Source organism: Nesterenkonia sp. LB17 (assembly GCF_022565915.1).
In the GTDB taxonomy this organism is placed as follows: Bacteria; Actinomycetota; Actinomycetes; order Actinomycetales; family Micrococcaceae; genus Nesterenkonia.
In genome coordinates this window covers 241,840-260,417 of the sequence record NZ_JAJOYX010000002.1, presented here as the reverse complement: position 1 = coordinate 260,417, position 18,578 = coordinate 241,840, and the positions used below count along the sequence as shown (strand labels likewise).

The 18,578-nt window shown below is 65.9% G+C and carries 24 protein-coding genes and 1 tRNA gene; 16 read left to right on the top strand and 9 right to left on the bottom strand.

Translation table 11 applies throughout. From position 1 onward, the window contains the following. The first annotated feature begins 2 nt into the window (after positions 1 to 2). The 7 genes from map (LTH96_RS05005) (at position 3) to LTH96_RS04975 (ending at position 4,948) form a co-directional block, all read left to right on the top strand. Positions 3 to 905 carry a type I methionyl aminopeptidase gene (gene map, locus LTH96_RS05005; RefSeq protein WP_241464656.1) on the top strand — a complete coding sequence of 301 codons (903 nt, stop codon included), beginning with the start codon at positions 3 to 5 and terminating at the stop codon, positions 903 to 905. Positions 906 to 946: 41 nt separating this feature from the next. Beyond that, on the top strand, positions 947 to 1,810 hold the full coding sequence (gene ppgK / locus LTH96_RS05000) for a polyphosphate--glucose phosphotransferase (RefSeq protein ID WP_241464655.1): 864 nt from the start codon (positions 947 to 949) through the stop codon (positions 1,808 to 1,810). A gap of 67 nt (positions 1,811 to 1,877) precedes the next feature. Then, positions 1,878 to 1,950, top strand: a tRNA-Val gene (locus LTH96_RS04995). A gap of 180 nt (positions 1,951 to 2,130) precedes the next feature. Then, on the top strand, positions 2,131 to 2,745 hold the full coding sequence (locus LTH96_RS04990) for a hypothetical protein (RefSeq protein WP_241464654.1): 615 nt from the start codon (positions 2,131 to 2,133) through the stop codon (positions 2,743 to 2,745). Between the two features lie 193 nt (positions 2,746 to 2,938). After that, complete coding sequence (locus tag LTH96_RS04985) at positions 2,939 to 3,595, top strand: GyrI-like domain-containing protein (RefSeq protein ID WP_241464653.1); 657 nt, start codon at positions 2,939 to 2,941, stop codon at positions 3,593 to 3,595. A gap of 23 nt (positions 3,596 to 3,618) precedes the next feature. Then, entirely contained in the window at positions 3,619 to 4,083 is a 465-nt protein-coding gene (locus LTH96_RS04980) for a DUF2243 domain-containing protein (RefSeq protein WP_241464652.1), read from the top strand. A gap of 31 nt (positions 4,084 to 4,114) precedes the next feature. Further along, positions 4,115 to 4,948, top strand: coding sequence for a cytochrome c oxidase assembly protein (locus LTH96_RS04975; RefSeq protein ID WP_241464651.1), 834 nt, complete (start codon positions 4,115 to 4,117; stop codon positions 4,946 to 4,948). 34 nt (positions 4,949 to 4,982) lie between these two features. On the opposite strand, the gene LTH96_RS04970 is transcribed toward LTH96_RS04975, so the two are convergent. Genes LTH96_RS04970 through LTH96_RS04955 form a run of 4 tightly spaced genes read right to left on the bottom strand, consistent with a single transcriptional unit; the run spans position 4,983 to position 7,422 of the window. Further along, positions 4,983 to 5,402, bottom strand: a complete 420-nt coding sequence (locus LTH96_RS04970) for a DUF302 domain-containing protein (RefSeq protein ID WP_241464650.1) — start codon at positions 5,400 to 5,402, stop codon at positions 4,983 to 4,985. A gap of 60 nt (positions 5,403 to 5,462) precedes the next feature. Then, positions 5,463 to 6,458, bottom strand: coding sequence for a M56 family metallopeptidase (locus tag LTH96_RS04965; protein ID WP_241464649.1), 996 nt, complete (start codon positions 6,456 to 6,458; stop codon positions 5,463 to 5,465). Further along, positions 6,455 to 6,844, bottom strand: a complete 390-nt coding sequence (locus tag LTH96_RS04960) for a BlaI/MecI/CopY family transcriptional regulator (RefSeq protein ID WP_241464648.1) — start codon at positions 6,842 to 6,844, stop codon at positions 6,455 to 6,457. The genes LTH96_RS04965 and LTH96_RS04960 overlap by 4 nt, the downstream gene beginning before the upstream one ends. Then, a complete protein-coding gene (locus tag LTH96_RS04955) occupies positions 6,841 to 7,422 on the bottom strand; it encodes a hypothetical protein (RefSeq protein WP_241464647.1) in 582 nt (193 codons plus the stop codon). Before LTH96_RS04955 ends, LTH96_RS04960 begins: the two co-directional genes overlap by 4 nt. Positions 7,423 to 7,517: 95 nt before the next feature. On the opposite strand from LTH96_RS04955, the gene LTH96_RS04950 reads away from it, so the two are divergent. The 5 genes from LTH96_RS04950 (at position 7,518) to LTH96_RS04930 (ending at position 11,480) form a co-directional block, all read left to right on the top strand. After that, positions 7,518 to 8,303, top strand: a complete 786-nt coding sequence (locus LTH96_RS04950; protein ID WP_241464646.1) for a thioredoxin domain-containing protein — start codon at positions 7,518 to 7,520, stop codon at positions 8,301 to 8,303. After that, a complete protein-coding gene (locus tag LTH96_RS04945) occupies positions 8,303 to 9,175 on the top strand; it encodes a cytochrome c biogenesis CcdA family protein (RefSeq protein ID WP_241464645.1) in 873 nt (290 codons plus the stop codon). The genes LTH96_RS04950 and LTH96_RS04945 overlap by 1 nt, the downstream gene beginning before the upstream one ends. Beyond that, positions 9,172 to 10,443, top strand: coding sequence for a hypothetical protein (locus LTH96_RS04940; protein WP_241464644.1), 1,272 nt, complete (start codon positions 9,172 to 9,174; stop codon positions 10,441 to 10,443). Before LTH96_RS04945 ends, LTH96_RS04940 begins: the two co-directional genes overlap by 4 nt. A 27-nt stretch (positions 10,444 to 10,470) precedes the next feature. Further along, on the top strand, positions 10,471 to 11,094 hold the full coding sequence (locus LTH96_RS04935; RefSeq protein WP_241464643.1) for a class I SAM-dependent methyltransferase: 624 nt from the start codon (positions 10,471 to 10,473) through the stop codon (positions 11,092 to 11,094). Positions 11,095 to 11,177: 83 nt separating this feature from the next. Then, a complete protein-coding gene (locus LTH96_RS04930) occupies positions 11,178 to 11,480 on the top strand; it encodes a rhodanese-like domain-containing protein (RefSeq protein ID WP_241464642.1) in 303 nt (100 codons plus the stop codon). Between the two features lie 121 nt (positions 11,481 to 11,601). Here LTH96_RS04930 and map (LTH96_RS04925) read toward each other — a convergent pair whose 3' ends face one another. Together map (LTH96_RS04925) and LTH96_RS04920 are read right to left on the bottom strand one after the other, a co-directional pair. Further along, positions 11,602 to 12,387 (bottom strand): type I methionyl aminopeptidase, encoded by a 786-nt coding sequence (map, locus tag LTH96_RS04925; RefSeq protein WP_241464641.1) that lies wholly within the window; start codon positions 12,385 to 12,387, stop codon positions 11,602 to 11,604. Then, entirely contained in the window at positions 12,384 to 12,698 is a 315-nt protein-coding gene (locus LTH96_RS04920) for a hypothetical protein (protein ID WP_241464640.1), read from the bottom strand. The genes map (LTH96_RS04925) and LTH96_RS04920 overlap by 4 nt, the downstream gene beginning before the upstream one ends. A 121-nt stretch (positions 12,699 to 12,819) precedes the next feature. Here LTH96_RS04920 and LTH96_RS04915 point away from each other — a divergent pair, with 121 nt between their 5' ends. Both LTH96_RS04915 and LTH96_RS04910 read left to right on the top strand, forming a co-directional pair. Further along, complete coding sequence (locus LTH96_RS04915; protein WP_241464639.1) at positions 12,820 to 13,521, top strand: ion transporter; 702 nt, start codon at positions 12,820 to 12,822, stop codon at positions 13,519 to 13,521. A 53-nt stretch (positions 13,522 to 13,574) separates the two neighbouring features. Then, positions 13,575 to 14,342, top strand: a complete 768-nt coding sequence (locus LTH96_RS04910) for an NYN domain-containing protein (protein WP_241464638.1) — start codon at positions 13,575 to 13,577, stop codon at positions 14,340 to 14,342. A 38-nt stretch (positions 14,343 to 14,380) separates the two neighbouring features. Here the strand turns inward: LTH96_RS04910 and LTH96_RS04905 are convergent, their stop codons facing one another. The 3 genes from LTH96_RS04905 to LTH96_RS04895 form a co-directional block, all read right to left on the bottom strand. Beyond that, positions 14,381 to 14,593 (bottom strand): hypothetical protein, encoded by a 213-nt coding sequence (locus LTH96_RS04905; protein WP_241464637.1) that lies wholly within the window; start codon positions 14,591 to 14,593, stop codon positions 14,381 to 14,383. Continuing rightward, on the bottom strand, positions 14,590 to 15,387 hold the full coding sequence (locus tag LTH96_RS04900; RefSeq protein WP_241465081.1) for an SDR family oxidoreductase: 798 nt from the start codon (positions 15,385 to 15,387) through the stop codon (positions 14,590 to 14,592). Before LTH96_RS04900 ends, LTH96_RS04905 begins: the two co-directional genes overlap by 4 nt. An 80-nt stretch (positions 15,388 to 15,467) precedes the next feature. After that, entirely contained in the window at positions 15,468 to 16,244 is a 777-nt protein-coding gene (locus LTH96_RS04895; RefSeq protein ID WP_241469511.1) for an SOS response-associated peptidase, read from the bottom strand. Positions 16,245 to 17,017: 773 nt separating this feature from the next. On the opposite strand from LTH96_RS04895, the gene LTH96_RS04890 reads away from it, so the two are divergent. Together LTH96_RS04890 and LTH96_RS04885 are read left to right on the top strand one after the other, a co-directional pair. After that, entirely contained in the window at positions 17,018 to 18,247 is a 1,230-nt protein-coding gene (locus tag LTH96_RS04890) for an ATP-grasp fold amidoligase family protein (protein WP_370644391.1), read from the top strand. A gap of 54 nt (positions 18,248 to 18,301) precedes the next feature. Then, the gene (locus LTH96_RS04885; protein ID WP_241464634.1) at positions 18,302 to 18,538 is read left to right on the top strand and encodes a hypothetical protein; all 237 of its coding nucleotides are present in this window, start codon (positions 18,302 to 18,304) and stop codon (positions 18,536 to 18,538) included. The last annotated feature ends 40 nt before the right edge of the window (positions 18,539 to 18,578 follow it).

The window sequence follows — 18,578 nt, the reverse complement described above, 5'->3', positions numbered from 1 at the left end:
TCATGGCTACCCCGCAGTCCGCTCCCCTGTCTTCCCGTGCCCCCGTGGGCACGCTCACCAAGGGCACGGTGTCCCCTCAACGTCCGGTCCCGGCGCACATCGATCGGCCCAACTACGTGGGCCTCGAGGCCCCGCCGGAGTACACCGGTGAAGACGTCTACGACGCCGAGACCGTCGAGCGGATCCGACGGGCGGCCCAGCTCGCCGCCGACGCCATGGTCGCGACCTCCGAGCTGATCCGCCCCGGGGTCACCACCGAAGAGCTTGACGCCTACGCGCACCAGTACCTGACCGACCGTGGGGCCTACCCGTCCTGCCTGTCCTACCGCGGGTTCCCCAAGGCCATCTGCACCTCGGTCAACGAGGTCATCTGCCACGGCATCCCGGATTCCACAGTGCTCGCCGAGGGTGACATCGTGAACCTCGACATCACCGCCTATATCGACGGCGTGCACGGGGACCACAACCGCACGTTCTTCGTCGGCGAGGTCGATGAGGAGACCCGGCTGCTGGTCGAACGCACCGAGGAAGCGATGATGCGTGCCATCCGGGCGGTGAAGCCGGGCCGGCCGATCAATGTGATCGGTCGCGCCATCGAGTCCTATGCGAGGCGTTTCGGCTATGGTGTCGTACGCGAGTTCATCGGCCACGGCGTGGGCAAGGCGTTCCACACCGGCCTGGTGATCCCGCACTTCGATGCGGCACCGGACCACGCGCGCCTGATGGAGCCGGGAATGGTGTTCACCATCGAACCGATGCTCACCCTGGGCACGCGCCACTGGGACATGTGGGAGGACGGCTGGACAGCCGTGACCCGCGACCGGAAGCGCACCGCGCAGTTCGAGCACACTCTGGTCGTCACCGATGACGGCGCCGAGATCCTCACGCTGCCTTCGGGCTCCTGAGTCCGGTCCCCTCCCCCACAGCACGGAGATACTGCACCACTATGAGCTCTTCTCACGAGCAGCCACTGGCTGCCCAGTCCCTCGGTTCCGCCAGCGAGACCATCACGGATCTTCCCAAGCGGGCCATCGGCATCGATGTGGGCGGCACCGGGATCAAGGGCGGTCTGGTCAACCTGCACAAGGGCACCCTGACCGGTGAACGGTTCCGGATCCCGACCCCGAAGCCTGCGACCCCGGAGGCGGTGGCCGAGGTGATCGGTCAGATCCTCGATGAGCTGCTCAGCCGGGAGAAGGCCCCGGCGCTGGAAGAGCTGTCCGTCGGCGTGCTGTTCCCGGCGATCGTGGACAAGAACATCGTGCTCTCTGCGGCGAACATCGATCAGTCCTGGATCAACACCGACGCCGCGAAGCTGCTGCGCCACCTGCCCGGGCAGATCCACACCCTGAACGACGCCGACGGCGCCGGTCTCGCCGAGGCCCGCTACGGCGCGGGCAAGGGGCTCGAGGGCACGGTCATGACGATCACCCTGGGCACCGGCATCGGGTCAGCCCTGGTGCACGACGGCGTGCTGGTCCCCAACAGCGAGATGGGTCACCTGGAGTTCGAGGGCGAGGTGGCGGAGAAGAAGGCCTCCGCCGCGGCGCGTGAGCGCACCGACATGCCCTGGAATGAATACGGCCAGCTGCTGAACCGGTTCCTCAAGCATGTGGAGCGGCTGCAGTCGCCCGAGCTGTTCATCATCGGCGGGGGGATCTCCAAGCGCAGCGAGGATTTCCTGCCCGAGATCAAGGACCTGCGGGCGAAGGTCGAGGTCGCCGCGCTGCAGAACAACGCCGGTATCGTCGGGGCGGCGCTCTACGCCGCCGAGCAGACCCGGCTGAACCAGTCCCGCGGGCGGTCCTGAGCCTCACGCACAGGTTGCTACACTTCTTGCTGCACCAGATCGCGCCGTCACGGCGGTGACTGGGCACGGGCCTTTAGCTCAGCTGGTAGAGCACCGCGTTTACACCGCGGTTGTCGTCGGTTCGATCCCGACAGGGCCCACCCACCGTGGATGTTCACACGCCACGCCTTCCCCGCGACCTGGCTGCGACCAGGGGCGGCGGCGCAGGGCACCCGGTTTCGGATTCGGCGAACCGGGCTCTGGAGCGGGTGCTGTGGGGACGTTTATCCTACAGATATGGCGCTCTCGTCACGGAGCCTGACCACAGGGCCCGTCCGGCCATGACCGGCCCTCACCTCGACCTGTGGTGGATTCCGGTAGGCGCCGGTGGGCACGTCGTCGTCCATACAAGCAGGTGGTGGGAGTCGCTGCGCGCGCTCAGGGCCCGCCGTCGAGCCTGTCGGTTGTTCCATGCCGCGCTCGAGGTGTTCGACGGCACCAGCAAGTACGTGATCGAGATGACTCCGGTATGGGGCCAGCCCTCCGGACCTCGCGGCGTGGTGGGCCAGGGGCCTGTCGGTATCCGTTGGTTGGGCGCCTCCCGCTTCTTTCGTTATGAGATCCGATGCTGGAAGGGCGGATCCATACCCGATCGAGACTGGGCGATCGGCCCGCCGGTTCGCTTCCTGCTCGCTCCCGGCGAAGTCGACGCGCTGATCGGACGAATCCCCACGACCCCGCAGCTGACCTGGGGGCGCGACATCTATGGGATCGGAGACATGTGGAACTCCAACTCGCTGATCTCCTGGCTCCTCCAGTCCTCCGGAATCGATGCCGGTCGGCTCGCTCCGCCGGAGGGGGGAGACGCTCCCGGGTGGGACACCGGAATCGCCGCGGCCCGTGTGCCGGATCAGTCCGACTTCGCAGACCAGAAGGACGACGACGCTGGAGCCTGAGTCGATTCCCAGGCAGCTGGCACCGGCGCTAATCTGATCCCATGGCGTCCATCGCACGCACCACCGGCCCGGCATCCGGCTTGGTCGGGATCGGACTGGGCACGGCACTTCTGGCTTCCCGCAGACACCTGGTGCGGCTCTCCTTCCAGCCTGCGCTCATCGGTCTCGCCGTGTGGTCAACCCGACAGCCGTCATGATCCAGAAGATCGACTTCAAGAAGACGCTGCCCAGCTATCGGGCCAGGCCCGGAATGCACCAGGTCCTCGAGCTGCCCGAGATGCAGTACCTGATGATCGACGGCCACGGTGACCCGAACACCTCGCCCGAGTACGCGGGCTCGCTGGAGGCGCTGTATCCGCTGGCCTTTGCGCTGAAGTTCTCCAGCAAGCGCGAGCTTGAGCGCGACTATGTGGTCCCGCCGCTGGAAGGCCTGTGGTGGGCCGAGGACATGTCGGTGTTCACCAGCGCGCGGGACAAGTCGAAGTGGCAGTGGACGCTGATGCTCCTGGTTCCTGAGTGGATCGACCAAGAGATGTTCGCCCATGCGGTCACCGCGGTCCGGGCGAAGTCCTCCCCCGCACGCCTGGACGCCGTCCGCCTGGAGGCCCTCACCGAGGGCCACTGCGTACAGACCCTGCACGTGGGCCCCTTCGATGAGGAGCCCAGGACCATCGAACCGATGCACAGCGAATTCATGCCGAGCCATGGTCTTGAACCCACGGGTAAGCACCACGAGGTCTATCTCAGCGACCCGCGCAGGGTCGCGCCTGAGAAGCTGCGCACCATCATCCGCCAGCCCGTCAGACGTTCTTCCGCTTCGGCGGCCGCGATCGTCGTAGAACCCAGGTGACGTGGAGGTCTAGGCTGGGCCCTGTGAGTACAGATCCGAAGGCGCAGCTGGACCGGCGAACGGTGCTCTCGGGGGTGCTGTTCGGGTCCGGGATCGCGGCCTCGATCATCGACCTGTTCATCTTTCACCTGGCGCTGCAGTGGCATCACTTCTACGACCTCTCCACCACGGAGGTGGCCCTGACTGCCGATGGCTTCTTCCACGCCTTCGGCTGGTTCATCACCGTCTGGGGCCTGTTCCTGCTCGCCGATGTGCGACGCCGGACCGAGGTCGCGTGGAAGCGCTGGGCCGGGGCGGTGCTTGCCGGGGTGGGAGCGTTCCAGCTGTTCGACGGGGTGGTCTTCCACAAGCTGCTCGGGATCCACCAGATCCGCTACGGGGTGGACCTGTTCGTCTATGACCTGACCTGGATCGGCTCCGCGGTGGTGCTGCTGGTGATCGGTCTGGTCATGCTGCGCCGCACCCGTCCAGCCGCGGTCCCGGCCTGAACGTCGGGACGGACAAGCCGATGAGCCGCTGATGGGTCACCAGGAGGATCACCTCGGTGCTCCGACGGGTCTCGCGCCGGCGGACCCCTCGGTCTGGGCCGCGCTCGACGTCGTCGTCGTTCTCATGCTGCTCACCGCGGCGCTGGGTCATGCCGCGGCACTCTGGGCCTCCCGCCGACGTACTCCCTGGCCGTTGCACCGCAGCGTGTTGTTCTACCTCGGGCTGGGCTGCGCGGCCACCGGGCTGCTCGGGCCTGTCGCCACCGCGGCGCACACCAGCTTCACCGCGCATATGGCCGGGCACCTGCTGCTGGGCATGATCGCCCCGCTGCTGCTGGTCTTCAGCGCACCGGTCACCCTCGCCCTGCGCGCGCTTCCGGTGCATGCCGCCCGAGGGTTGACCCGGGTCCTGCGCAGTCCCGGCGTGCGGGTGCTCACCCATCCGGTGGTCGCGGGCGTGCTGAACGCGGGCGGACTCTGGCTGCTCTACACCACGGACCTGTTCCAGGTCATGCACGTCTCCCCGGTGGCCTATGCGCTGGTGCATCTGCACATCTTCGTGGCCGGCTATGTGTTCACAGCTTCGCTGGTGGGCGTCGATCCGGACCCGCACCGGGCGTCGATGCCGATGCGGTCGACAGTGCTGATCCTGTTCATCGCGGCGCATTCCATCCTGGCCAAGTGGCTCTATGCGCACCCGCCCGAGGGTGTGGCACCCGGTGACGCGCAGGCCGGCGCGCAGCTGATGTACTACGGCGGAGACGCCGTGGACATCAGCCTGCTGGTGCTGCTCTTTGCCGGCTGGTATTCCACCACGCGTCCTCGCAGCAGTCAGGGCGCGGAGCTCAGCCCACGGCGAGGCTGAGCCCTGCGACCACTCCTGCGGTCAGTTTCTGCGTTCAGTCCTTCGCGGCGGCGCTGATCGCGTCCAAGGCTGCGCGCAGGCGCTGCTCAGCGTCCTCGGCCACCTCTCGGACGGCGGCTGAGTCGCTGAGCTGGACCATGGTCTGCGGGTCGATCGCGTCGATGGTCGCGTGGTCCTCGTTGGCGCCGCGGCGGACCACCACGTTGCAGGGCAGCAGCGCCCCGAGCTCGGGCTCTGCCGCCAGCGCCTTGCTGGCCAGCGTGGGGTTGCAGGCGCCCAGGATGATGTAGTCTCCGACCGCCTCACCGGACTCGGCGCCGAGCTTCTTGGTGAAGGTGGCTTTGACGTCGATCTCGGTGAGGATCCCGAAGCCCTGCTCGGCCAGTGCCGCGCGGGTGGCCTCCACCGCCTGGGTATAGGGCATCGGGACGGTCGTGGTGTGGGTGTAGCTCATGGCCTGCTCCTTCGACTCACAGTTCACCGACCCCTGGCGGGGTCGGCACGTTTTCGGTTCTCAGATGACGCATCCCGAGACGACGGCGGCCAGCGCGGCGCCGTGGGCGGTGGCGCTGGTGACGATCAGCACCGCCATGATCGCGGTCATCGCGACCGCCCCCAGTATCCCCTGGCGGGGGCTCACCGGGGAGATCAGCTGGCGCACGCGCTCCGGTCCCGCTGCCAGCATCATGCGCTGCGCTCCTGTCTGGCTGCTGGCGGTGCGCTGGGCGCTGCTCGCCTCCCCCATGACCAGCAGGGCCGAGGCGAGCGCCCGGGTGCCTGCGCGGCGCTGGGCCGCGTTGTCAGCCGAGACCTCCAGGTAGTGCGGCACCGCGTCCGCGATGGCGCCCGCGAAGGGCACCCAGCGCAGGGGTCCGGTGATGCTGCCGATGAAGTCCAGGACCAGGTGGTGGCGTTCACGCAGATGCGCCGCCTCGTGGGCGAGGACAGCGCGCAGCTCCTGATCGTTCAGCGCCGCGAGCAGGCCCGTGGAGACGACGATGCCCCAGCGGTCCCTGCCCAGCGCGAACGCCGAGGGGTGGGGATCTTCGACCACGGTGACCAGATGACCGTCGATGACCTGGCGTCGTCCCACTGGCAGCAGGGAGCGGCAGGTCTCGCGCAGCAAGGACTTCCGCTTGGCCGCAGCCCGCAGACCCAGTGCCGCGACGAGCAGCACCGCAGCAGCGGGCGCGAAGAGGAACGCGGCTGTGGGGATGCCGGTCTCCATCGCAAAGCCGGTGGAGAAGGGGTTCGACGCCTCCAGGCAGCGCTGGCAGACCTCCGCAACCGGGGCGGGCAGCGGGCTGGGTCCGGTCAGCGCCCAGGCCAGGAACAGTCCAGCCGCCATCACCGATGTCAGCCAGAGCACCAGGCTCGCCCCGAGACCCAGCACAGCCAGGCGTGGGAACCGGACCAGCGCCGGTGCCGCGGCGCGGATCAGCGGACGACCCAGCACGGCTGCGGCGAGCACCGCGAAGACCATGAGCAGGGAGAGCAGCAGGGGGTTCACGGTGAGTCCTGGGAATTCTCACCAGCGAGATAGGCGCGCAGCAGATCTCGCTCCTCGTCCGGCATGGTGTCCACGAAATGCAGGATGGAGGCGGTTCTGTCTCTGCTGACGCCCAGTGCGTGGCGCATCAGGCCTGCGGTGTGTTCCTCGCGGGTCCGCTGCGGGAGGTAGCGCACGGAGCGTCCCACGCGGGTCGGCGCCACCAGAGCTTTGCGTTCGAGGTTGCCCATCACGGTGGCGATGGTGGTGTAGGCCGGGCGGCTGGGCAGCTGGTCCATGACCTCACGGACGGTGTGCCCGGAATGGTCCCAGAGCAGGTCCATGACCTGCTGCTCCAAGGGGCCGAGTCGTTCGGCGGGCGTCCCGGGCGGGCGTTCTTCGCTCATGTGTTGACCAGGTCCTTCCGCGGGCGCACGGTGCAGGCGACCTGCCCCTTGAGTCGCCAGATCAGCGCGACGCCGGTGAGCAGCATGGCGCCGAGCGCGAGAATCGGCTGGAGCGGTGTGAAGTAGGTGATGGCTCCAGAGTATCCGAGGGCGACGAGCGCGATCTTGTTGCAGACCGGGCAGCCCACTGCGAACCAGGCCAGCACCATGCCGATCATTCCGAAACGGCTGCTGCGCCGATCCTCGGCGGGCGAGATGCCGTCCTGCGCCTCGGCGGTCGCCGGATCATCCTCCGACCCGGACTCCACCGGACTCGACGTCCGCACATAGGTGGCCATGAGCATGCCGCTGAGCACCGAGGTCAGAATCCACACCGGGTAGTTCCACCACACCGGCGGGATCTCCCGGGCGAAGAACGAGTTGGGAATCAGCACGGTCGCGACTCCCACCAGCAGGCCGACGACGACGGCGGCGATCGCGGCAATGATGATCTGCCGGGGCGTCCAGGAGCGCAGGGCCTGGACCGCGAGCGCGGTGGACGCCTTCCAGCGGGCAAGTCGGATCGAGAGGGAAGTCATGGGACCACTATGCCGCAGATCGACTATCTTGCATAGTTACTATGTTTCGTAGTTACTATGGTCCGTAGTAGATTGTCCGTCCTTGAAAGGCCACGATGTCCCACCCCTTGCCCGCAGAACCGAAAACCCGCTCAAGAAAGAACACCCTGCTGCCGCTGTTCGTGATCATCATCGCCGCCGCGCTCATCGGCTTCGTGATCTGGCAGAGCATCGGCGACGACACTCCTGAGTCGACGCAGGATGGCATGGAACAGAGTGGTGTGGAAGGCGAGTCCCAAGGTCAGGGGCCGGTCGCCGTGCCTGAGGAAGGCGCCCAGCCTGAGCAGTCAGATATGAGCGACATCGAACGCCGAGATCCCGAGGACCTTCTGGCGGTCGGTCCCGCGGACGCTCCAGTGGCGATCGTGATGTTCACCGACGCCCAGTGCCCCTTCTGCGCGGCCTGGCACGACCAGACGCTGCCCACGATGATGGAGTACGTCGAGGAGGGCGATCTGCGCATCGAGTGGCGCGACGTCAACGTCTTCGGCGAAGCCTCCGAACGCGCGGCCCGGGCCACCTACGCAGCGGCGATGCAGGACGCATTCACCGAATACCACGGGCTGCTCTTCGCAGATGGGGAGACGCTTCCCGAGTCCGGGCTCACCGATGAGGGTCTGCTGGATCTCGCCGAGCAGGCGGGACTCGATACCGCGCAGTTCCAAGAGGACATGAACTCCCCTGAGGTCACCGAGCAGATCGCCGCCAATGCGCAGGAGGGCCTCGACATCGGAGCGTACTCCACACCGGCCTTCATCGTGGCGGGGGAACCGATCATCGGCGCCCAGCCCACCGAGGTCTTCGTCACCGCCGTCGATGACGCACTGGCACAGGACCGCTGATGGAGATCAGCCTGGTCACCGCATTCCTCGGAGGAATGCTGGCGCTGTTGAGCCCGTGCAGCGCCTTGTTGCTGCCAGCGTTCTTCGCCTCCACCGTCGGAGCACGACTCAAGCTGCTGGTCCACGGGTCTATCTTCTACCTGGGCCTCATCCTCACGCTGGTCCCGCTGGGACTGGGACTAGGCGCGGTCGGCACCCTGTTCATCGACCACCGTCAGGCGCTGATCGTGGGGACCTCGGTGATCCTCATCCTCCTGGGTCTGGCCCAGATGGTCGGCCTGGGCTTCGACTTCTCCAAGGCGCTGCCAGGGACTCAGCGGCTGCAGCAGCAGGCCCACACCAGAAAAGGTCTGGTCCGCACCTTCCTGCTCGGCGCTGCGAGCGGCGTGGCAGGCTTCTGCGCCGGACCGATCCTGGGAGCGATCCTCACCCTGGCTGTGGCTCAGGGAAGCGTCCCGCTGGCGGGTCTCATGCTCGCCGTCTACGGCGCCGGAATGGTGGTGCCCTTGATCATTCTTGCCGCACTCTGGGGACGCATCGGCACCCGTTCGATGAGGTTCATCCGCGGACGTGGCTTCACCGTGCTCGGGCGTCAGCTCCACACCACCTCCGTGATCGCAGGTGCCCTGATCGCCGGCGTCGGAGTCCTGTTCTGGACCACCAACGGCCTGGTGACCGCGCCCTCCCTGGTCCCCAGTGAAACCCAGGGGTGGCTGCAGGCGATGAGCTCCTCGGTCTCCGGGCCGGTGGCAGACATCCTTCTGATCCTCGGGATCTCAGCAGCCATCCTTCTCGTCTGGGCGGTGAACCGTCGCTCCAGCGTCCGCGCTCAGGAGCGCGCTCCAGACACCCGGAAGGAGACACTGCGATGAGCGCCGGTCACCGTGGTCGCCCACAGCCTCGGGCAGCTGCACTCCTCGGTGTCCTCGCACTGACCCTGGGAGCCTGTTCGACTGAACCGAACCAGGAAGCCTCCGTGGAGCATGAACCAGCGGCGCCGCCGGTCGACATCGATGCAGACCCAGTCCAGGTGCAGTCATCGGCCGAGGAAGCTGACCTTGACGCCATCCACCTCCCAGTGAGCCTGACAGGTCTCGTCAGTGTGGATCCCCAGTGGGACACTCCCCCGCAGGTTCACGACGGCGTCTTTCTCGCCCCCGGCGAGCAGGACGGCAGACTGGTGTTCAGCGCCGTGTCCGCCGATGGGACCGTGCTGTGGACCGCAGAACGCCCGTTGAGCTGCTCCGGCTTCGCCCTGACGAGCGCGGGTGACCGTTCTCTCGCGGTGCTCACCGATCTCGCCGACCCGACCGGGTCTGGTGATTCATTCGGGACCACCACCGCGACGGCCTATGACTTGAACACCGGGGAGGAAGTCTGGGGTCCAGTGGAGGTCCCCGGACCGCATCAAGGCCCTGGGCTGGTCTTTGCCGAACGCGGTGACGAACCACTGGGCGGCACCGGACAGCGAGTCGCCCTGGACGCCGCCACCGGAGAACGCAGCCCGGAGGGCGCTGAGGTCATCGGGGAGTTCTTCGGAACGACGGTCATCGCCGACGATGGAGAGCTCGCCGCCTTCGCCAGCGGACGTTCCGGCGAGCTGTGGCGCGCGGCGTCACCGAGCGCCGCGACCGCCGCTGAAGGGGAAGTCCCGGTCAGTCCGGCGACGAACCGGCTTCCCCCTGGCAGCGCCCTCATCGGCTCATCGGAGGATGGTTTTGACCTATGGGACCTCACCGACGGCGAGCCCCTCAGCGGCGGCCTGGATGACGCGATGTTCGATGCGATGTCCGAGACCTGGGTCGCGATCCGCGAGGATGAACTCGCCGGATTCGACTCCGCAGGCGGGGAACTCTGGTCCGTGGACCTCGAAGCAGAACCCACACTTCTCGGCGTGGGCGGAGTGATGGCCTATCTCCTTGCAGACGGAGAGGACCTGGACATCTACAACGTGGTCACCGGCAACACCGCCCGGGTCTACGATCCGCTTGAGGATGGTGCAACTGCCATTCCGCTCGCGTTCACGGAGACTGGCGCCAGCGTCGTCGACACGGGGACGCAGATCCTCCTGGTCACCGAAGTGCCAGGTTCTGCGGAAGACTATGCGGGCGAGGGGGATCCATTTGAAGACCGACCGTGACGATGTCGACAGACGAGAGGTCCTACCGTGAGTGATGACAACCCGAGAGACTTCTGGGAGACCCGCTATGCCGACTCGGACCGGGTCTGGTCCGGTCGCGTCAATGCGACCATGAGCTCGTTGGTCGCTGATCTGCCTGCCGGACGCGCCTTGGACCTGGGCTGTGGAGAGGGCGGCGATGTCCTCTGGCTCGCGAAACAGGGTTGGCAGGCCTTCGGCGTCGACATCTCGGAGACCGCCGTCCTGCGGGCGCGGACACACGCGGAGCAAGAAGGGCTCGGGGGCGGCAGCGCGGAGTTCCTGGCCGCGAATCTGCCCGAGGGTATGCCGGAGGGGCCTTTCGATCTGATCACCGCCTCCTTCCTGCAGTCCCCGGTGGCACTCGACCGGCGGAAGATTCTTCGTGCCGCCGCCGACCGGGTCTCGGTCGGCGGGCACCTCGTCCTGGTCTCCCACGCCACAGCGCCCCCGTGGGCAGAGCACGGCCACGGACCCGCGGAGATGCCGACCCTCGGCGGTGACCTGGCCGCACTGGAGCCGCGGAAGGCCTGGGAAGTAGAGGTGGGCGAGGTTCGCCACCGAAACGTGGTCGGACCGCACGGTGAAGACGCGATGCTTGAAGACCTGGTCATCGTGGCGAGGAAGTTGTAACAGATCACTGGCTCTGGGCTGAGTACCTCTCAGATCCGGATGTAGACCCACGACGAGCCATACTTGGAACTTAGGAGTTCACTATGCAGGAAGTTGCACCCTCGGCGGCCTTCGATCGTCTGGGAACAGCCCAGTTTGTTGACGTGCGAGAAGACTCGGAAGTCACGGGCGGCATGATCCCTGGGGCCTTCCATATTCCGCTCGGACAGCTGGGTGCGCGTCTGGCCGAACTTGATCCGGCGCGTGAGACGATCACCGTCTGTCGCAGCGGCAAGCGAAGCCTGACCGCCGCCCAGACGCTGGAAGACGCAGGGTTCACCGTTGCAAGCATGCAAGGTGGGATGAACGAGTGGAGTTCCCAGAACCGCCCGACGGCTCTGCCCTGAGAGCAGACAGCCGCGACTCACCATCGCGCCATCACAGGTGAATGCCGGACTGACCTTCGACTATTGAACGGGAGCCTGGAGCCCAACCACTCTGGTGGCAGTGACCCGTGGCTGAGTGCAACTAGTCGAACCTGCCAGGTGTCGGCAGGGTGAGGATCTCGGCTCCGTCCTCGGTGATCGCGATGGTGTGCTCGCTGTGGGCAGTGCGGGCTCCGGTGGCGCTGCGCAGCGTCCACCCGTCGGCGTCGGTGCGCAGTTCATCGGTGTCGGCCATGATCCAGGGCTCCAGCGCGAGCAGCAGGCCGGGCTGGAGCTGATATCCGCGTCCTGGGCGGCCGGTGTTCACGACGTGCGGGTCCTGGTGCATGGTCGATCCCAGGCCGTGTCCGCCGAACTGAGTGTTGATCGGATACCCAGCCTCTGTGAGAACCATGCCGATGGCGTGGGAGAGGTCCCCGATCCGGGCTCCCGGGCCGGCGGCGGCGATCCCCGCAGCCAGCGCCCGTTCGGTGGCCTCTATCATCGCCACGTCCTCGGGCGGCGCAGAGTTCCCGACGATGAAGCTGATCGCCGAGTCCGCGACCACCCCGTCCAGCGACACTGCGAGGTCGAGGGTGAGCAGGTCACCGTCGGCCAGCGTGTGGTCATGCGGCTTGCCGTGGAGCACCGCGTCGTTCACCGAGGTGCAGATGTAGTGGCCGAAGGGTCCGCGCCCGAAGGATGGCTCGTAGGCCACGTAGCAGGAGGTGGCGCGGGCCTCGAAGATCATCTCCCGGGTCCAGTCGTCGATCTCCAGCAGGTTCGTGCCCACCGTCGCGCGGCGCTTCATGGTCTGCAGAATGTCGGCGACCAGTGCGCCGGTGACTCGCGCGCGGGCAAGTCCGGTGGCGCTGAGGATCTCGATCATGAAGCACCTTCGGCGGCGGCTGCAGTGACCCGGCGGTTGTGCAAGAGGTTCCGCAGACAGCCCGGCAGCGTGCCCAGCAGGATCAGGATCGGACCGGCCGAGCGACCGTAGACGTCACTGAAGATCCAGGCACTTGCGAGGAAGCAGACGAACGCCAGGAGCCGCACCACAGCGACCTGTGGTGGATTGATCGGCGGTTTGCCGAAGAAGAACGGCAGCCGGGAGTCGGGATTCACTCTCCGGAGCATGTCGAAGGACGCGGTGAAGAGCACCGCTGCCAGAACCCAGAGGATGATCGCGAATAGCTCCATCGGATCATTCCATCGCCCAGGCCTGCTCCCGTCAATCTTCCTCGCGGCCAGAACAGCTCCGGCCGCCCTCGTAGAGTGGCGGGAGGGAACCCACCGCATCACCTATGGAGGTCAGCAGACCGTGAGAAGCCGATCCACGCGCGCACCGGCGCAGCAGGCAGAGCGGGAGAATGCCGCCGAACGCCTCGCGGCACAGCTGGACCGACCCATGGGCATGCTCGGCATCTTGTTCCTGTTCGTCTTTCTGGGCCAGATGCTCGTCACCGAGCCCGGATGGAGCCGGGCGCTGAGCGTCGCCGGCTGGGTGTTCTGGGCCGTCTTCGTCGCGGAATTCCTTCTGCGCGCGTATGTTGCCGGGTTCCAGAGGGCGTTCTGGCGGCGGAACTGGTGGCAGGTGATCTTCCTGCTGGTGCCGTTCCTGCGCTTCGTCCGCGCGCTGCAGGCAGTGCGGGTGCTGCGCGTGACGCGCGTCGCACGGGTGGGAGGGATCCTCTCCGCCGGGGTGCGCGGTTCCCGGTCAGCCGGGCGGCTGCTCTCCAGCCGCATCGGCTGGCTCGCCGCGGTGACCGCCGTCGTCATCCTGGCGGCGAGTCAGCTGCTCTACGCCTTCGAATCCCACACCGACTACACCACCGCGCTCTACGAGGCGGCGCTGGCCACCGTGACCGGCACCGGAATAACCACCGAGGACCCGTTCTCCAAAGTGGTACACCTGGTGCTGGCGGCGTACTCCGTAGGCGTCTTCGCGACACTTGCCGGGTCCGTCGGCGCGTACTTCCTGCGCGGGGAGGATCCGGTGGTTCAAGAGAGTGAAGATGGTTAGTTTCTTCCATCCTGAAAGCATGTTAACTCGTGTGAGAAGTTGACCACCAGAAGGTGGAGCTCCATGATCAACAAGTGAATAGTGACAAGAAGCGAATCGCGTTGCTCATAGATGTCGAAAACGCGCCAGCCTCAAAGGTTGACGTTGTGCTCGCAGAAGTCGCGCGCCATGGCGTTGCCACCGTCCGACGAGCGTACGGCAACTGGAAGAGTCCCCGGCTCCAGCAGTGGGAGGCCGCCCTCCATCCATACGCGATCCGACCGATGCAGCAATTTGCCTACAGCACCGGGAAGAATTCTGCCGATATGGCGATGGTGATTGATGCGATGGATCTGCTTCGTGCGGGCTCGATCGACGCGTTCGCCCTCCTGTCGAGCGACGCGGACTTCACGCCGCTGGTGATGCGGATACTGGCGGACGGCCTGAAAGTGTACGGCTTCGGCGAGAATAAGACTCCCAAGCCGTTCGTCAATGCCTGTTCTCAGTTCATCTACGTGGAAAGCCTGAGGCAGCTCTCCGGCAGCACACGCGCCTCGACGGGTGGTCCAAGCGTCGCGAAGTCCGTGGGCGGTGATGCCGGCCTTGTCCTCCTGATGCGCAATGCTGTCGAAGCTGCCCGCGGCGACGACGGTTGGGCGAATCTCGGTGCCGTGGGGCAACAGATCAGCAACCAGGCATCGCTGGACCCGAGAAACTACGGTTATCGAAAACTGAGCGATCTGATCGAGGCGACAGAACTGTTCCAGGTCAAACGTCAGAATCTGGGCGTCTTTGTGCGAGATAGGGGCCTAGCGGTATCGGGAGCTCCCCGTCGAGGCTGAGCACCCGGGTGAGAGTCAGCTGGGCTGGCGCGCCCACCTCAACTGCGCAGATTCACGCTGAGGTCCTGATCGGCCGTGGCCTGGAGTGACTCGCTATCGGCGGTCATCGTCTCCGCACCCGGGACCCGATCGGTGTTCTGCGCGCTGACGGCGAGCCAGGCGCCGTCGGCGTCAGCAGCCTTCCACGCCTGCGCGAAACCTTGGGCGACTCCTCCAGGGGTGCTGGTGCCACCGCCTTCCGCCCCGGTCACGGCAGGATCGAATCGACGTAACCACCGTCGACCCGCAGCGCGCCACCGGTGGTGGCCGAGGCCAGCGGTGAGGCGAGATAGGCGACCATGTTCCCGATCTCCTCGGGTTCGATGAGTCGGTGCAGCAGCGACTGGGCGCGGTGTTCCTGCATGAACTCTCGCTGCGCTTCGGCCCAGGACTTGGATGAATCCACCAGCTGGTAGACGAAGTCTTCGATGCCTGCAGTGAGGGTGGGCCCTGCCAACACCGAGTTCACCGTCACACCAGATCCGGCAGCTTCTTTCGCGAAACCGCGCGAGACGGCAAGCAGCGCCGATTTGGTGGCTCCGTAGTGGATCATCTCGGCGGGGATCACGACGGCGGAATCACTGGCGATGTTCACGACTCGGCCCCAGCCGCGGGCCATCATCTTCGGCAGTGTGGCGCGGATCAGCCGAACCGCGGAGAGGACGTTGACCTCCCAGAACCGCTGCCAGTCGGCATCGGGGATCTCCAGGGCCGGCTGGGCGCCGAAGATGCCGAGGTTGTTGACCAGAATGTCTACCTCGCCGACGGCCCCGAGGGCTTCGGTCAACCCCTCATCCGTGGTCACATCCCCGGGTGCGCCGATGAGAAGCTCTTCGGGCAGACCGTCCTTGGCGAGAATGAGGATGGCGGCCTCCACCTTGTGGGCGCTGCGGCCGTTGATCCCCACGCGAGCTCCGGCCTCGGCGAGCCGCTTCGCTATTGCGAAGCCGATGCCCTGAGTGGAACCACTCACGAAGGCTGTCTTGCCGGTGAGGTCCAACGCAATCATGGTCTGCTCCTGCTGTTCCCGGGGGTGCTTGTCGCTGCGGCGGAGCCGTGGTGACGCCAAGGCGGATCACCGCACGTTCATCTCCACAGAGTCGGTGTAGGTTCCAAGAGTTGGGGTCCGTTGTTGCGCACGTTGCCTACCGCCGGGTCCACCTCGTAGATCTCCCAGCCCGAGGCGGCCTCGGGGATCTCCCCGCGCAGCTGCTCAAGCAGCACCTCGAGCTCCTCAGGCGTCTTCTCCCCCGGGTGGATCCACTGAGCGGCGAACTCCTCGGTCATCGCCAGGGGGATGCGGTCATGCAGCGCGGCGAGCTCGCTGAGCACACCGTCGTCGGTGGTCTCCGGGGAGGGCCCGGTGAGGATGGTGCAGGAGAGGATCCAGGGGTCGGACTCGCCGCGGGCCTCGGCGTTCTTGTCCTTCCACCATTCGTAGAGTCCGGCGAAGACCAGAGGTGAGCCATCAGCGGAACGGATCGCATGCGGTCGCTTCTTCGCTCCCTGCGCCTTCCACTCGTAGTAGGCCTCGGCGGGGACCGCACAGCGCCGAGATTTCGCCGCCGAGCGGAAGCTGGGTTTGGAAGCGACAGTCTCGGAACGGGCATTGAAGGTCCGGGAGCTGAATGTCATGTCCTTGGCCCAGACCGGAAGCAGTCCCCAGCGAGCAGGGTGGAGTTCACGCAAGAGCTCCCCGGCGTCGTCATAGCGCTCCACCAGGATGGGCACCGTGGAGGTCGGGGCGACGTTCCAATTCGGCGCGATCTCGAAAGCCGGCGGCTGCACCGGCCCGAGCCGCGCCCGGTTCAGATCATCGGCCAGATCACCGGTGTCCTTGGCCATGACGTAGCGTCCACACATGCTCTGAGCTTTCCAGATCGGGGGTTCGGAGGGCAATTGTCGTGGCCTCCGGGTCTTCACCGACGTTGAAGGGACCCGCGCCCTCGACCACCGCCGACCTCGCGTCCGCACCGATGGCGATGGGGTCTGCGAAGAGCCGGCGGGTCTCGTGGGGAGGAAATCCGACGCCCGCGGCGCCGCAGCCTTCGAGAGCTCTGCATCGCGCGACAGTGCCACGTAGAGCGCAAGGAGCTCAGGCTCGAGAGTGTCGAGCCGCGCCAAGATGTCTTGGCCGCGGCGGGTCCGGGTGATTGCGGCGAAGTGCATGCGCCCGTCCGGTAGATCCACGAACATGTGGTCTACCCCGTCGGTGACCGCAACCTGTCGGAGGAGGGGGCCGGCTCGCGGGGCGCGAAGGCCCAGCCAGATGGGCTGCAAGGCTGGTCTCCTGACGACTGCGCCCAGACACTCAGACACGAACCACCAAGCGGCTGGCCGCTCAGTCCCAGATCGAGATTGCGCGTCTGCCCTTCTGAGCTTCGACGCCGTCGGGACCGCAATGAACAAGCAGCCGCAGAAGCCGATCTAGACTTCTGAAGCACGGAACAGGACTCGCTGTTGGAAATGACCCCACTACGGGATCACTAATCGCGACCACAACGTGTACTTCGGCGTCACAGAAACGCAGATGAGCCCACTCACATATACGGTTGAAACCGCAGAAAAGCGGGAGCTGCATCCTAGAACCCCTGACAACCTGATCCTCAGATCACGCGCGGGCAGGATCGCGGCCCATGCACCACTTCGGTGGTGGAAATCGACCAGCAGCTCTCAGGGCTGACTCATCACGACGCGCAAAGAACCGGTACCCCTACATGACATCCGCCATAACCGATACGAAATCACCCTTTTTGAATTTCGTGACGGCCGAGTTTTGGAACCGCGGCTCCCAGCATCGTCGTGACCTATCGAACAAGACCTACGTTCATCAGCTTCTCGCGGAGAAGACTCTCGGCGGGGAACGAATCGGATTGCCCAAGCAGCACGCGGTCCTCACCTCCACGAATCAGATCACCTCAGACGTCCTCGGGGACCGGGTGGCGCTCAAATTCGCGAATGGCTGGTCAGCCAAGGGAGTCATGCTGCTCGAACGCATCGACGCGGACCTGTACTACGACCATATGGCTCTGCGCGAATGGACGCTTGAGGGAATTCGGGAGAAGCAGGATTCGGTAGCGACAGCATTCCCAGGCAAGAAGGCCGAATGGATCGTGGAGGAGCTCCTTCGCGGAGCCCAGCCCGGTGCGGTGCCCTTCGACTACAAGTTCTACATGTTCCAGGGACAGATCGGCATGGTCGCGCAGATCGACCGGAACTACTCACCGCCCCGCATGGTCAAGCTGGACGGAGATCTGAAGCCACTCGTCGCAGGGCGGGACTACATCTTCAAGCCGAAGGACCTGCAGCCAGGAGTTCCGGTGGTCCCGCGCTCTGCGGTGATGCTCTCCCGGTGGGCCATCGAGCTCGCGAAGATGACCGATGCCCCGTTCGTCAGAGTCGACCTCTACGACACCGACGACGGCCCGTACTTCGGCGAATTCACGTTCTCATCAGGGGCGGAGTTCAAACGCACGATCACCTACAGCCAAGAGGTGCTCGACTACTTCGATGCGCTGTTCGCCGATGCGGAGAAGACCCTGAAGGGGGAGGCCGTCGAACCCCGGCGAAGCTGGAGCACTCTGCTGCAGTCCACCAACGCTGAGGTCCTGGCTGCACATCCACGGATCAGCCTTCAGCAGTACCAGCGCTTCGCCAAGTTTCTCTATCACCGAGGCAGCCTCGGAGGATTCCGGCTGGCACAGGCGCAGAAGAGCTTGATGGAAGACGGTGGAGACAAGGCGATCAATGACTACCTGTCCGAGGCACACAGCTCCGCCGGACGGCGGGCCTTAGCGCGCCGTCCACAACTTCCGCCAGGACTTCGGAAGATCGTCGGAAAAGTCTATAGAAGGCTCCGCCGGTAGCTCAGCTGGCGGGTCACGATCACAGCCCGTGATGAGGGACTGACCGCCCGCTGCATGGAGATCTCCCGTGTGAGCATTGCCTGGGTCGAGATCCTCTCGGTCGAAGAGGGTCCTGAGACAGGATTCGCCGAGGGAGCCGGGTATCGCGTTCTCGCAGATGGGAAAGCAGGGCTCCTCGTCGGTGGGCCATTCATCGAAGTCCGCGATGCGCGCAAGACCTGTCTGTTGAGCGCCCATGACTCTGAGGCCGTGGCGGAGGAGATTCGCCGGCGCCTCGTGACAGCGAGCTGAAGGTCACCACGGCGATAGTCTGAGTACCTGACCTCGCCGG